This window comes from Brachybacterium endophyticum, from assembly GCF_003130585.1.
Lineage (GTDB): Bacteria > Actinomycetota > Actinomycetes > Actinomycetales > Dermabacteraceae > Brachybacterium > Brachybacterium endophyticum.
Genome location: NZ_QFKX01000007.1, coordinates 54778 through 67705, shown reverse-complemented (window position 1 = coordinate 67705; position 12928 = coordinate 54778). Strand labels below are relative to the sequence as shown.

The following is a 12928-nucleotide window of genomic DNA, read 5'->3' as shown; positions in this document are numbered from 1 at the left end:
AGTCTAGGCGCTCGCGTGGATCAGAGCCCCGGGCACCTCCTCGTCCGGATGCAGCACCACCTCGGCGTCTATCGCGAAGCCGGCAGAGCGCAGGCGCTCGCAGACGTCCTCCGGGCGGCGCCGGTAGGAGTCCAGGTCGATCGCGCGCCCGGTGTACCCGATATCCGTGTGCTCACCGGTGTCCCCGACGTGGAAGCCGATCAGCAGCGGGGCGCCCAGACGCAGCACACGGCGCAGCTCCCCGAGGACCCCCGGCAGCGCGTGGTCGGGCACGTGGACGATCGACCAGAAGGCGACGATCCCGGCGAGCGAGGCGTCGGGGAGACCGAGGTCGGTCATACTGCCGACCTCGAAGCGCAGACCAGGGTTCTGACGGCGAGCGATACGGATCATCGCGGGCGACAGGTCGATGCCCATCGCCTGCAGTCCCGCCTCGTGCAGATGGCGCACGACGTACCCGGTCCCGCAGCCGACGTCGGCGACCTCGCCCCCTCCCCGCTCACGAACGTCCTGCACGAGCACGTCGAGGCTCGCACGAAGGTGCGGGTGCCCGGCGAGGAGGTCGCTCACCTCCTCGGCGTACCCCTCGGCGTCGATCTCGTAGGAGGCACGCGTGCGCTCCAGCCATCCCTCCGACATGTCTGCACCCTAGAGGTCCCCGGCCCGAGAGCGGGGTCCGTCCCGAGAGAGGCGAGTACGGCGTCCGATCCGATGTCGACGAGGGCGCAGCCCGATCCGAGGGCGACGCCCAGGTCGCCCTCGGATAGTCTTGACGTCGAGACATCACCCCGACCCGAGGGAGCCCCACCGACCATGTCGCGGATCATCTACACCCACACCGACGAAGCACCGATGCTCGCCACCGTGTCGTTCCTGCCGATCCTGGAGGCGTTCTCGCGCACCGCCGGCATCGACGTCGAGACCCGGGACATCTCGCTCGCCGGCCGCATCGTCGCCGCCTTCTCCGACCGTCTGCCGGAGGACCAGCGCGAGGCCGATGCCCTCGCCGAGCTCGGCGAGCTCGCGAAGACCCCCGAGGCGAACATCATCAAGCTGCCGAACATCTCGGCCTCCGTGCCGCAGCTGCGGGCCGCGATCGCCGAGCTGCAGGCCGCGGGCATCGAGCTCCCGGACTACCCCGAGTCCCCCTCGACCGACGAGGAGAAGGACATCCGCTCCCGCTACGACGCGGTCAAGGGATCTGCCGTGAACCCCGTGTTGCGCGAGGGCAACTCCGACCGCCGCGCACCCCAGGCCGTGAAGAACTTCGCGAAGAAGTTCCCCCACCGCATGGGTGAGTGGTCGAAGGACTCCCGGACCACGGTCGCGACCATGGACGGCGAGGACTTCCGCGCCAACGAGCAGTCGGTGGTCCTGGAAAAGGCCGACGAACTCTCGATCGTGCACGTCGACGGCGACGGCACCGAGACCGTCCTGAAGCCCTCGGTCCCCGTGCTCGCCGGCGAGGTCGTCGACTCCACGGTGATGAGCGCGCGCGCCCTGGACGAGTTCCTCGTCGCCCAGGTCGCCGCCGCGAAGGAGCAGGGCGTCCTGTTCTCCGTGCACCTCAAGGCCACGATGATGAAGGTCTCCGACCCGATCCTGTTCGGCCATGCGGTGCGCGCCGTCTTCCCGACCCTGTTCGAGACCTACGGCGAGCAGCTCGCCGCGGCGGGCCTCTCCCCCGACAACGGCCTGGGCGGCATCCTCGCCGGCGCCGAGGACCTCGACCCCGAGGTCGCCGCGGGCGTGCGCGAGGAGATCCAGAAGGGCCTGTCCGAGGGCCCCGCCATCGCGATGGTCAACTCCCACAAGGGGATCACGAACCTCCACGTGCCCAGCGACGTCATCATCGACGCCTCCATGCCGGCGATGATCCGCACCTCCGGGCACATGTGGAACAAGGACGACGCCGAGCAGGACGCCCTCGCGGTGATCCCCGACTCCTCGTACGCCGGCGTCTACGCCGCGACCATCGAGGACTGCAAGGCCAACGGCGCCTTCGACCCGACGACGATAGGCACCGTCCCCAACGTCGGCCTGATGGCGCAGAAGGCCGAGGAGTACGGCAGCCACGACAAGACCTTCGAGATCGCGGCCGACGGCCGGGTCGAGGTGCGCGACTCCTCGGGCGAGGCCCTGATGGTCCACCAGGTCGAGGCCGGCGACATCTTCCGCGCCTGCCAGGCCAAGGACGCCCCGATCCGCGACTGGGTGCAGCTGGCCGTGCGCCGCTCCCGCGAGTCCGGCATGCCGGCCGTGTTCTGGCTGGACGAGACCCGCGCCCACGACCGCAACCTCATCGAGAAGGTCAACGCCTACCTCGCCCAGGAGGACACCGAGGGCCTGGACCTGCGGATCCTCTCCCCCGTCGAGGCCACCAAGCACACGCTCGAGCGCGTGCGCCGCGGCGAGGACACCATCTCGGTGACCGGCAACGTGCTGCGCGACTACCTCACCGACCTGTTCCCGATCATGGAGCTGGGGACGAGCGCCAAGATGCTCTCGGTGGTGCCGCTGATGAACGGCGGCGGCCTGTTCGAGACCGGCGCGGGCGGCTCCGCCCCCAAGCACGTCCAGCAGCTCATCGAGGAGGACTACCTGCGCTGGGACTCGCTCGGTGAGTTCCTGGCCCTCGCCGAGTCGCTGCGCCACCTGGCCCGCACCGCCGAGAACCAGCGAGCCGGCGTGATTGCCGATGCTCTGGACCGTGCCACGGAGACGCTGCTGAACAACGGCAAGTCCCCGCAGCGCAAGCTGGGCACGATCGACAACCGCGGCAGCCACTTCTACCTGGCCCTCTACTGGGCGCAGGAGCTCGCCGAGCAGAGCGAGGACGCGGAGCTGGCCGCCGCCTTCGCCCCGATCGCGAAGGAGTTCGCCGCCAAGGCCGACACCATCGACGCCGAGCTGCTGAGCGTCCAGGGCAACCCCGCCGACATCGGCGGCTACTACCGCCCGGACGAGGCCAAGGCCGCGAAGGTCATGCGCCCCTCGGCGACGCTGAACGCGATCATGGAGGAGATCAGCTCCGCGCTGTGACCTTCCGCCTCACCCATCTGCGGACGGGCCCGGACACGCTGCGTGTCCGGGCCCGTCGGCGTCCGGGGGCGGCCGGGGGCGGCCTGGGTGGCGCTGGGGCTGGCGCTGGGACGCTGGGCCGCTATAGGAGAGTTCCGGAGCGAGAACGGCGGTTCTCGCTCCGGAATCTTCCTATAGAGAGACCTCGACCCCAGCCGGAGCGCCCCCACCCCCGGAGCACCCCGTCGCAAGGACCAGCCCGCCGCTGAGTCACCCCACAGTTGGGTCGCCCCACAGTTGGGTCACCCCACCGCGAAGGGTGCCTAGCCGATGAACTGACGCACCAGGGCTATCAGGACGACCACCACGATCGTCCCGCGCAGCGCCCACTCCGGCAGTCCCTTGGTGAGGCGGGAGCCGAAGTAGCCACCCAGCAGACCACCCACCGCGATCGCGGCGATGCCCTCCCAGCGCACCTCGGCCCCGAACGCCACGTGGGCCACCAGGTAGACGAGGGCGGCGACCGCGTTCACGAGCAGCCCGAACAGGTTCTTGACCGCGTTGAGGCTCTTCATGGATCGCCCGGTGAAGGCCCCCAGCAGGCCCAGGTAGAGGATGCCCTGGGCCGCGGTGAAGTACCCGCCGTACATCGAGGCGGCGCCCATCGAGATGCGCAGTCCCGCGGAGCGGTAGGCCGCAGCACTCGTGCCGCCTGTGCCTGCGCCGTCCGTGCGACGCGGGATCCAGGACGTCAGTCGCTTCTGGAAGACGACCAGGACCAGGGCGACGACGATGAGGATCGGCACCACGACCTGCAGCGCACCCGGCGGGGAGACCAGCAGCAGGCACGAGCCGATCGCGGCGCAGATGAGCACGACCACTGCGAGGCCGCGCACGTCCCTCCACTCCTCACGGATCTCGCGCCGGTAGCCGAGGAAGGAGCCGACTGTCGAGAACGCCATCCCCATGGTGTTGGTGCGCACCGCTGTGCCCGGATCCAGTCCCAGTGCGAGGAGGACCGGGAGGGTGAGCAGCGAGCCGCTGCCCACCGCAGAATTGATCGCCCCCGCCAGGGCCCCCATCACGAGCAGCACCACGAGCGACTGGGGATCCACGCACGTCCTTCCTCCGGGGTGGTTCGGACCTCCATGTGGGGCGCGGTCCGACCCGCCACCTTAGTCCGCGGGGGCGCCGCTCGTGCACGGGACTCGGCGTACGGACACCGCCCCATGAGGACGGGTCCGTGTGCCGCGTGAGGAGGTCTCTCGGCGGCGCGGTGGCAGCGCTCCCTCAGCTCTGGAGTTCCCGGAGGACCTCAGCTCTGAAGACCCCGGAGGACCTCCTGGAGCACCAGAGCGTGATTGTGCTCGGTGTCCTTGGCCGCGAACAGAAGGATGACGCGCCGGGCATGGGCCTGGCGAGCTCGACCGAGGAGCTTCTCGGGGGCGTCGCCTCCCTCGAGCTCCTCCCGATAGTGCCGGGAGAATTCGTCGAAGCTCATCGAGCCCTCGTGGAAGGCCGTGCGCAGCCCGGAGGAGGGCGCGACGTCCTTGTCCCAGACGTCGTGCCCCAGGCGCTCCTTGGCGATGCCGCGCGGCCACAGCCGGTCGACCAGCACGCGGAATTCTCCACGCGCCGAGCCCGCGTCGTCGAGGACGTCGTGGACGCGCTGGATGTCGATGCTCACCGTCGAACTCATGCACTCCACCGTAGATCCGCACCGATGTTCTGCCGACGCTGCGTCGAACCGGCCGGTTCAGCCGAGCACGGCGGTCGCGGCCTCGTAGTCCGGCTCCTCGGAGATCTCCGGGACCAGCTGGCTGTGGATCACGGTGCCATCGGCATCGAGAACGACGACCGCGCGGGCCAGCAGACCCTGCAGCGGGCCGTCGGTCTGGGTCACGCCGTAGTCCTCGCCGAAGGAGGACCGGAAGGCCGAGCCGGTGACCACGTTCTCGAGCCCCTCGGCGCCGCAGAACCGGGCCTGGGCGAACGGCAGGTCCTTCGAGGCGCAGACCACGGTGGTGTTCTCCAGCCCCGCGGCGATCTCGTTGAAGCGGCGCACGCTCATCGCGCAGGTGCCGGTATCGAGGGAGGGGAAGATGTTCAGCACCACGCGCCGCCCGGCGAGGTCGGCCGATGACACCGTTCCCAGATCCGCTCCGACCAGTTCGAAGGCGGGCGCGGTCGCCCCTTCGGCGGGCAGCTCGCCGACGGTGGTGACGGGGTCTCCCTTGAATGCGGTGGTGGCCATGTCCGCTGTCCTTCCGGTCGATGTGCAACGGGATGCCATTGTGCCCACCCCGAGGAGCGGACGTACACACGGCCTCTCCGAAGGCGCCGACCAGAGGCGTCCCGTGATGTTTGTGCGGATATCGCGTGCTATTGGCGCACGAACGACACGCGACGGCCCCGGTCACATGGCGTCAGGTCAAGAAATTCTTTGCGAAACCTATGCCTCAGGTCACATGCGTGGGTACGGTCGAAGCAACTCGCACGACGCGAGCAGCTGTCGCACCCGTGGCGGGAGCGGCGGCGCCGACACTCGCATGACCGGAGAGCAGAAGAGGAGATCACCATGAATTTCCAGGGAAGCATCACGGATCTGCAGACCTCAGAGGTCCTCGAGTCGTCCGGCGACAAACTGGGCAAGGTCGGGCAGGTCTACCTGACCAAGGACTCGCAGGAACCCTCGTGGGTGACGGTCAACATCGGCCTGTTCGGCTCCCGGGAGACCTTCATCCCGCTCGCCAAGGCGTCCTACGCCGACGGCGCCATCACCGTCCCCTACGAGAAGTCGTTCATCAAGGACGCCCCGAACATCGACGAGGACGGCGAGATCTCCCACGAGGAGGAGGACGAGCTCTACCGGTACTACGGAGTGGACGATCCCTCCGGCGGCGACCAGGGCCAGGATCGTTCGCGCGACGCCCAGGGCCAGGGCCAGCGGGATGCGGCCGATCGGACCGGGCAGAGCGGCCAGGACGGACGCGCGACCGATGCCGGAGTCGGAGCCGCGGGTGCGGGTGCCGGTGTCGGCGCGGGCGTCGGCGCAGGGGCCGGGGTCGGTGCCGCCGACACCCAGGACCGCGCCGGTCTCGACGGCACAGGTGACGGCCAGGGCCGACCGGGCGAGGCCCGTCCGGGTCAGACGACTTCGGGTCAGACGACCCCGGGTCAGGCGACTCCGGGCCAGGCGGCCCCCGGCCAGGCGACTCCGGGGCAGGCACGCCCCGGGCAGGACGCCGGCCCCGCCACCGGCGGACGCCCCGAGGGCGACCGGGCCACGGCCGACGCCCAGGCCGGTCGCGGGACGGCCGGCCAGGAGGGCGTGCAGGGCCAGGAGTCGGTCACCCTGCACGAGGAGCGCCTGAACGTCGGCACCGAGAAGGTCGAGTCCGGCCGTGTCCGCCTGCGCAAGTACGTGGTGAACGAGACCGAGCAGGTCGAGGTCCCGGTGCAGCGCGAGGAAGTGGTCGTCGAGCGCACCCCCGCCACGGAGGAGAAGGGCGGACACCTCGCCGAGGGCGAGGAGGAGGCCGAGGTGACCCTCTCCGAGGAGCGCCCCGTCGTGAACAAGGAGACGGTGGCGACCGAACAGGTCAACATCGGCACCCGCACCGTCCGGGACACCGAGACCGTCACCGGGGAGGTCGGCCACGAGGAGGTCGACATCACCGACGCCGACGGCAAGCCCGTCGACCGCAGCGACAGCGTGGACCGCGGCACCGGTCAGGACCGCGTCTGAACGTCGTCACGTCATGCCGTCCCCGGACTGCGACCCGAGGGGCGGGCGCTCGCTGAGGCGGGCGCCCGCCTCGACGTCTCCGGAGGATCCGCGAGCGATGAACGAGGAGAGCGCGATGACCACGACGACATACCGGACCACCTGGCCCGCGACCACGGGGCGACCCCCGTCGGAGGACGAGATCGTCCGGCTGCACGGCTGGTGGCGGGCCGCCAACTACCTGTCGGTCGGGCAGATCTACCTGATGGACAACCCGCTGCTGCGCACCCCTCTGGACCGCGAGCACGTCAAGCCGCGCCTGCTGGGACACTGGGGCACCACCCCCGGCCTGACCTTCCTCTACGCCCACATGAACCGGGCGATCCGGCAACGGGACCTGAACGCGCTGTACATCACGGGACCCGGACACGGCGGTCCGGGCCTGGTGGCCGCGAGCTACCTCGAGCACACCTACTCCGAGACCTACCCTGCGGTCACGGAGGACGAGGCCGGAATGCGCCGCCTGTTCACGCAGTTCTCCTTCCCCGGCGGGATCCCCTCGCACGTGGCCCCCGAGACGCCGGGCTCGATCCATGAGGGCGGGGAGCTCGGCTATTCCCTCTCCCACGCCTACGGCGCCGTGTTCGACAACCCCGATCTCCTCGCGTTCACGGTCGTGGGCGACGGGGAGGCGGAGACAGGGCCGCTGGCCACCTCGTGGCACTCCAACAAGTTCCTGAACCCGCTGACCGACGGCGTCGTGCTGCCGGTGCTGCACCTGAATGGGTACAAGATCGCGAACCCGACCGTCCTCGCCCGCATCGGCGACGAGGAGCTCGAATCGCTCCTGCGCGGCTACGGTCACGACCCGCTGTTCTTCACGGGCGGCTTCGAAGGGGAGGATCCCCTCGCAGCGCACCGTCGCTTCGCCGGCGTGCTCGACGAGGCACTCGACCGCATCGCGCAGATCAAGACCGACGCCGCCGACGCGGCAGCCGCCGGGCGCGAGGTCGAGCGGCCGACCTGGCCCATGATCGTCTTCCGGACCCCCAAAGGGTGGACAGGCCCCAAGGAGATCGACGGTCAGCAGACCGAGGGATCCTGGCGGTCCCACCAGGTCCCTCTGTCCAGTGCTCGCGACACCGACGAGCACCTCGAGGTCCTGGACCGCTGGCTCCGCTCCTACGCGCCCGAAGAGCTGTTCGACGACGACGGCGCCCTGCGCGAGGAGTTCGCCTCGACTGCTCCCAGCGACGCCCGTCGGATGTCGGCGAATCCCGTCACCAACGGCGGGACGCTGCTGAAGGCCCTGCGGTTGCCGGACTTCAGGGAGTACGGGGTCGAGGTGTCACGACCCGGCGCCTCCACGTCCGAGGCCACACGCGTGCTGGGTGGCTGGCTGCGGGACGTGGTCGCAGCGAACCCGCACAGCTTCCGAATCTTCGGGCCCGACGAGACGGCGTCGAACCGGCTCCAGCCCGTCTACGAGGCCACCGACAAGCAGTGGAACGCGCAGTTCGTCCCGCAGGACCGTGAGGAGCACCTGGGGCGGGCGGGGCGGGTGATGGAGGTGCTCAGCGAGCATCAGTGCCAGGGCTGGCTCGAGGGATACCTGCTGACGGGCCGCCACGGACTGTTCAACTCCTACGAGGCCTTCATCCACATCGTCGACTCGATGGTGAACCAGCACGCGAAGTGGCTCAAGGTGACCAACGAGATCGAATGGCGGGCACCGCTCGCCTCGCTCAACTACCTGCTCAGCTCCCACGTCTGGCGCCAGGATCACAACGGCTTCTCCCACCAGGACCCGGGCTTCATCGACCACATGGTCAACAAGAAGGCGGAGATCGTCCGGGTGTACCTGCCACCGGATGCGAACACGCTGCTGTCGACCTACGACCACTGTCTGCGCTCGCGCCAGTACGTGAACGTGGTGGTCGCCGGGAAGCAGCCGAACCCGGACTGGTTGAGCATGGACGAGGCGATCGCCCACTGCACCCGCGGGCTGGGGATCTGGGAATGGGCGGGGACCGAGACCCCCGGCGAGGAGCCCCAGGTGGTTCTCGCCTGCGCCGGCGACATCCCCACCATCGAAGTGCTCGCCGCCGCGAAGATCCTGCGCACGCGGATCCCCGACCTGCGTGTCCGCGTGGTCAACGTCGTGGATCTGATGCGCCTGCAGCACGACTCCGAGCACCCGCACGGTCTCTCGGAGGAGGAGTTCGACGGCATCTTCGGGCAGGACGTCCCGGTCGTCTTCGCGTACCACGGCTATCCGTGGCTGATCCACCGCCTGAGCTACCGGCACGATCGCCGCTCCCGCATCCATGTCCGCGGCTACAAGGAGGAGGGGACGACCACGACGCCCTTCGACATGCTGATGCGCAACGACACGGATCGCTTCCACCTGGTGATGGACGTGATCGACCGCGTGGAGGGACTGGGGACACGCTTCGCCGGGCTGCGCCAGGAGATGGCGGACGAACGCATCCACGCTCGCGCCTTCGCCTATCAGCACGGCGCCGACCCGAGCGCGATCGCGAGCTGGCAGTGGGACGACAACGCCGACCAGGCCGAGGCGGACGCAGGCACCGTCGCGGCCGACACCGGCGGGGACAACGGCTGAGGTCGGGTCCCTGCGGCGCCATCCGGTGCCGCAGAGACCCGACCTCGGTCATCGTGCCCGGGGTGCTCGCGATCGGTCTCCGAGCACCGCCGCGCTCAGTCCTCCCGCTGGGCGGTCCCCGAGTCCACGTCGACGATGACCTCGGGCGTCTCGTGCTCGGGGCCGATGTCGAACTGGTAGGCCCGGTGGTCGTCGTCCCACTCGAGCTTCCAGCTGCGGAGCGGTCCGTCGGCCTTCTTCGAGGCCGCGTCCAGCGCCTGGTCGAAGGTCATCGGATCCTTGAGGTCGACGCCCTTCTCGCGGTCGTCCGTGCGCTCCTTCTCGGTGTCCACGACCTTGCCGCTCACCGCGTCGATGGTGACGGTGTGGTCGGTGGACCCGGAGAGCACCTTCACGTCGTACTGCCAGGCATCGTCCCGGGTGTCGTGCTCGAGCTCGATCGCATGGACCGTGCCGTCCCCGGCCTTCGCCGTGGCGGTGTCGACAGCCTTCTGGGCGTCCACGGGGAAGGTCACCTCCCGCAGGTCCGCATCCGCGGCGGGCTGGCTCGACACGGCCTTGCCCGAGCCCCCGGATCCGCCGCTGTCGGAGGCGTCGCTCCCTCCCGAGGCGCCGCCGTCGGACGCACCGCCGCCGTCCGAGGCACCGCCGCCCGAACCGCCGCTGTCGGAACCGCTGCCGCCGTTGTCCTCGGCCGTGGTCTGCTCCGAGGAGCCCTGTGCATCGGAGTCCTTGTCCGTTCCACCGCAGGCGCCCAGGGCGGCTGTCGCCAGGATCCCGGTGGCCAGGAGCGCTGCAGGTCGTCGAAGTCGAAGCATCATCGTCTCTCACCTTCCAGTAGTGCTGCGGTCTGGTCGGCCCAAGCTAACGGGATCGCGCGGCATGCGATACACCCCCGCGGCAGCGAGAGTTAGGGTCTCCCCATCCGGGTCTCCGGAGCCGCGCGATCGTGAGGAGGCAGCATGGAGTCGTCGATCATCCGCAGGACCGTTCGGGTGAGCGGTCAGGTACAGGGCGTCGGATTCCGCTGGGCCGCTGCCGACCGGGCCGAGCAGCTCGGGGTCTCCGGCACGGTCCGCAATCTCCTGGACGGCACCGTCGAGGCCGACGTCGAAGGGCCCGAGGAGTCCGTCGAGCAGATGCTCCGGTGGCTCGGCGAGGGCCCCTCGAGCGCACGGGTCAGCGACACCGAGGTGCAGGAGGACTCCCCTCGCGGCCTCAGCGACTTCCGCATCGTGTGAGGGCTCCGCGGCCTCACACGTGGGTCGGCGTGGTGCGGATGTAGCGCACGAGGATCACGATCGCGACCACGATCATCGTCACCGAGGTCAGCACCAGCGGCGTCTGTCCGGCGTGGTCGAGGATCCGGCCGCCGATCAGCGCGCCGAAGGCGATCGAGATGTTGAAGACCGCGCTGTTCATCGCCGTGCCCTCCTCGACCACGTCGCGGGCCTCGGAGCTAACGAAGGCCTGGACGGTCACCGAGGCAGCCCCGGCGAACAGCCCCCACAGCGGCATCACCAGCAGGGCCGTTCCCGGGGTGCGGGCGATCAGCAGGAAGGCCAGCAGTGCAGCCCCGAGCCCGGCCGCGATCACCAGGACCCCGAGCGGGGCGCTGCGGCGCAGCACGATGCCCACGGCGAAGTTCCCGACGATCCCGGCGAGGCCGAACAGCAGCAGCATCGCGCCGATGCGGGTGAACGGGACGTCGGCCCGTGCGTGCAGGAGCGGGCTGACGTACCCGTAGGTGATGAACTGGGCCGTGATCACCAGCCCGGTGAGCACGAGGGCATGGCGCACGCCTCGCGATCGGCCCGCACGGCGCATCATCCTCACGGTCACGGGGGCCTCGGTGCGCACCGGTGCGACCAGCAGCAGGATCAGCAGGCCCGCCACGAGAGCCGCCAGGCCGACCACGGCGAAGGCCGACCGCCACCCCAGGTGGGTCCCGATCCAGGAGGCGACCGGCACGCCCAGCACGAGCGCGGCGCCCGCACCGCTGAAGGCGACGGTCAGGGCACGCGATGCCCGGGACGCCGGCACCTGCGCCACCGCGACCACGGCGAGGACCGACCAGTACAACCCGATCGACGTCCCGGCGAAGAGCCTCGCCAGCAGCAGCACGGCGAAGTTCGGTGCCACCACGCTCAGTGCGCAGGAGAGGACGACGCTGCCGAGCGCGAGGACGAGCACGAGGCGCCTGTCCAGACCCCGCACCAGCACCGGCGCGAGCATCCCGATCACCCCCGCGAGAACACCGGGGACGGTGACCGCGAGACCCCCGACACCGGCGCTCACACCGAGGTCCGGGGCCATCACGCTGAGGACGCCGATGGGGAGCTCCTCGATGGTGATGAGGATGAAGATGCCCACCGCGAGGGCGATGGTCGCCATCCACTGCCGTCCTCCGGTCATGCCGTCTCCTCCATCCGTTCCGTGTCGATCATCGACCGCTCTCCTGCATGGCCCGGGCGTCCGCGCCGCGGCACGTGCCCTCGTCGTCCCTGTCCATCCCGATCCGACCCGATAGGCTGACCCCGCTCCTGCCCCTGACCGAGAGGCGCACCATGGCCGGCGGACTCGCAGCACTCCTGGACGACGTCGCCGCGATGGCGAAGATGGCCGCGGCCAGCACGGACGACATCGCTGCCGCGTCGGCACGCACGAGCGCGAAGGCCGTGGGCGTCGTCGTGGACGATGCGGCCGTGACACCGCAGTACGTGCGGGGCCTCGAGCCCGCCCGCGAGCTGCCGATCGTAGGGCGTATCGCCCGCGGCTCCCTCATCAACAAGCTGCTGATCATCCTGCCGATCGCGCTGCTGCTGTCGTGGCTCGCACCCTGGGCCCTGACCCCGATCCTGATGCTCGGCGGGACCTTCCTGTGCTACGAGGGCGCCGAGAAGATCTGGGAGCTCGTCCATCCCCACGGTGAGCACGAGGAGGAACCGGCGGCGGCATCGGGCGCCGACGCCGAGAAGAAGGTCGTCAAGGGCGCCGTGCGCACGGACCTGATCCTGTCGGCCGAGATCATGGTGATCTCCCTGAACACCGTCGCCCAGGAGCCCTTCCTCCTGCGCACCGCGGTGCTGATCGTCGTCGGCGTGGGACTGACGGTGCTCGTGTACGGCGCCGTCGGTGTGCTGGTGAAGATGGACGACATCGGTCTGGCGATGGCGCGACGCGATTCCCCCGGCGCCCAGCGCTTCGGTCGCGGGCTCGTCGCCGCCATGCCCAAGGTGATGACCGCGATCAGCTACATCGGCATGGCCGCGATGCTCTGGGTGGGCGGGCACATCCTGCTCGAGGGCACCCACGAGCTCGGCGCCGCCGTCCCCTACGAGTGGGTGCACCACCTCGAGGAGGCGCTGGCGGGCGTCCCGGGCGTCGGCGGGGTGCTCGCCTGGCTCGGCGCGACGGTGTGCGCCATGATCCTCGGCGTGATCGTCGGAGCACTGGTGCTGCTCGTCGTGCTGGGGATCGGACGACTGCGTGGCAGGACCGCCGACGCCCAGGAGGCGTGAGCGGCCCCGCCGCGCGAGGCCCGAGGTGCCGGT

At 70.0% G+C, this 12928-nt stretch carries 11 protein-coding genes; 5 read left to right on the top strand and 6 right to left on the bottom strand.

The genetic code is table 11. The annotated features are described in order from the left end of the window. Positions 1-3 precede the first annotated feature (3 nt). Positions 4-639 carry a class I SAM-dependent methyltransferase gene (locus DEO23_RS15040; protein ID WP_109276846.1) on the bottom strand — a complete coding sequence of 212 codons (636 nt, stop codon included), beginning with the start codon at positions 637-639 and terminating at the stop codon, positions 4-6. A 174-nt stretch (positions 640-813) separates the two neighbouring features. On the opposite strand from DEO23_RS15040, the gene DEO23_RS15035 reads away from it, so the two are divergent. Then, complete coding sequence (locus DEO23_RS15035; RefSeq protein ID WP_109276845.1) at positions 814-3042, top strand: NADP-dependent isocitrate dehydrogenase; 2229 nt, start codon at positions 814-816, stop codon at positions 3040-3042. A 302-nt stretch (positions 3043-3344) separates the two neighbouring features. On the opposite strand, the gene DEO23_RS15030 is transcribed toward DEO23_RS15035, so the two are convergent. The 3 genes from DEO23_RS15030 to tpx all read right to left on the bottom strand — a co-directional run bounded on the left by DEO23_RS15030 (position 3345) and on the right by tpx (position 5275). Beyond that, a complete protein-coding gene (locus tag DEO23_RS15030; protein WP_109276844.1) occupies positions 3345-4136 on the bottom strand; it encodes a sulfite exporter TauE/SafE family protein in 792 nt (263 codons plus the stop codon). Positions 4137-4336: 200 nt separating this feature from the next. Further along, positions 4337-4720 (bottom strand): DUF488 domain-containing protein, encoded by a 384-nt coding sequence (locus DEO23_RS15025; RefSeq protein WP_109276843.1) that lies wholly within the window; start codon positions 4718-4720, stop codon positions 4337-4339. A gap of 57 nt (positions 4721-4777) precedes the next feature. Then, positions 4778-5275: a thiol peroxidase gene (gene tpx, locus DEO23_RS15020; protein WP_109276842.1), complete on the bottom strand. Its 498-nt coding sequence runs from the start codon at positions 5273-5275 to the stop codon at positions 4778-4780. Positions 5276-5599: 324 nt separating this feature from the next. On the opposite strand from tpx, the gene DEO23_RS15015 reads away from it, so the two are divergent. Beyond that, positions 5600-6769, top strand: a complete 1170-nt coding sequence (locus DEO23_RS15015) for a DUF2382 domain-containing protein (protein ID WP_109276841.1) — start codon at positions 5600-5602, stop codon at positions 6767-6769. Positions 6770-6884: 115 nt separating this feature from the next. Next, on the top strand, positions 6885-9374 hold the full coding sequence (locus DEO23_RS15010; RefSeq protein ID WP_109276877.1) for a phosphoketolase family protein: 2490 nt from the start codon (positions 6885-6887) through the stop codon (positions 9372-9374). 95 nt (positions 9375-9469) lie between these two features. Here the strand turns inward: DEO23_RS15010 and DEO23_RS15005 are convergent, their stop codons facing one another. Beyond that, complete coding sequence (locus DEO23_RS15005; protein WP_109276840.1) at positions 9470-10195, bottom strand: PepSY domain-containing protein; 726 nt, start codon at positions 10193-10195, stop codon at positions 9470-9472. 141 nt (positions 10196-10336) lie between these two features. Between DEO23_RS15005 and DEO23_RS15000 the strand changes: the two genes are divergently transcribed. Further along, entirely contained in the window at positions 10337-10615 is a 279-nt protein-coding gene (locus DEO23_RS15000; RefSeq protein WP_109276839.1) for an acylphosphatase, read from the top strand. 13 nt (positions 10616-10628) lie between these two features. Here DEO23_RS15000 and DEO23_RS14995 read toward each other — a convergent pair whose 3' ends face one another. Continuing rightward, positions 10629-11789 (bottom strand): MFS transporter, encoded by a 1161-nt coding sequence (locus tag DEO23_RS14995; RefSeq protein WP_109276838.1) that lies wholly within the window; start codon positions 11787-11789, stop codon positions 10629-10631. Positions 11790-11941: 152 nt separating this feature from the next. On the opposite strand from DEO23_RS14995, the gene DEO23_RS14990 reads away from it, so the two are divergent. Further along, positions 11942-12895 carry a DUF808 domain-containing protein gene (locus DEO23_RS14990; RefSeq protein WP_109276837.1) on the top strand — a complete coding sequence of 318 codons (954 nt, stop codon included), beginning with the start codon at positions 11942-11944 and terminating at the stop codon, positions 12893-12895. Positions 12896-12928: the final 33 nt, after the last annotated feature.

Coding starts and splice junctions, on each gene's coding strand:
- DEO23_RS15005 (WP_109276840.1), bottom strand. CDS start 10,195: ATGATGCTTCGACTTCGACGACCTGCAGCGCTCCTGGCCACCGGGATC.
- DEO23_RS15040 (WP_109276846.1), bottom strand. CDS start 639: ATGTCGGAGGGATGGCTGGAGCGCACGCGTGCCTCCTACGAGATCGAC.
- tpx (WP_109276842.1), bottom strand. CDS start 5,275: ATGGCCACCACCGCATTCAAGGGAGACCCCGTCACCACCGTCGGCGAG.
- DEO23_RS14995 (WP_109276838.1), bottom strand. CDS start 11,789: ATGACCGGAGGACGGCAGTGGATGGCGACCATCGCCCTCGCGGTGGGC.
- DEO23_RS15015 (WP_109276841.1), top strand. CDS start 5,600: ATGAATTTCCAGGGAAGCATCACGGATCTGCAGACCTCAGAGGTCCTC.
- DEO23_RS15000 (WP_109276839.1), top strand. CDS start 10,337: ATGGAGTCGTCGATCATCCGCAGGACCGTTCGGGTGAGCGGTCAGGTA.
- DEO23_RS15035 (WP_109276845.1), top strand. CDS start 814: ATGTCGCGGATCATCTACACCCACACCGACGAAGCACCGATGCTCGCC.
- DEO23_RS15025 (WP_109276843.1), bottom strand. CDS start 4,720: ATGAGTTCGACGGTGAGCATCGACATCCAGCGCGTCCACGACGTCCTC.
- DEO23_RS14990 (WP_109276837.1), top strand. CDS start 11,942: ATGGCCGGCGGACTCGCAGCACTCCTGGACGACGTCGCCGCGATGGCG.
- DEO23_RS15010 (WP_109276877.1), top strand. CDS start 6,885: ATGACCACGACGACATACCGGACCACCTGGCCCGCGACCACGGGGCGA.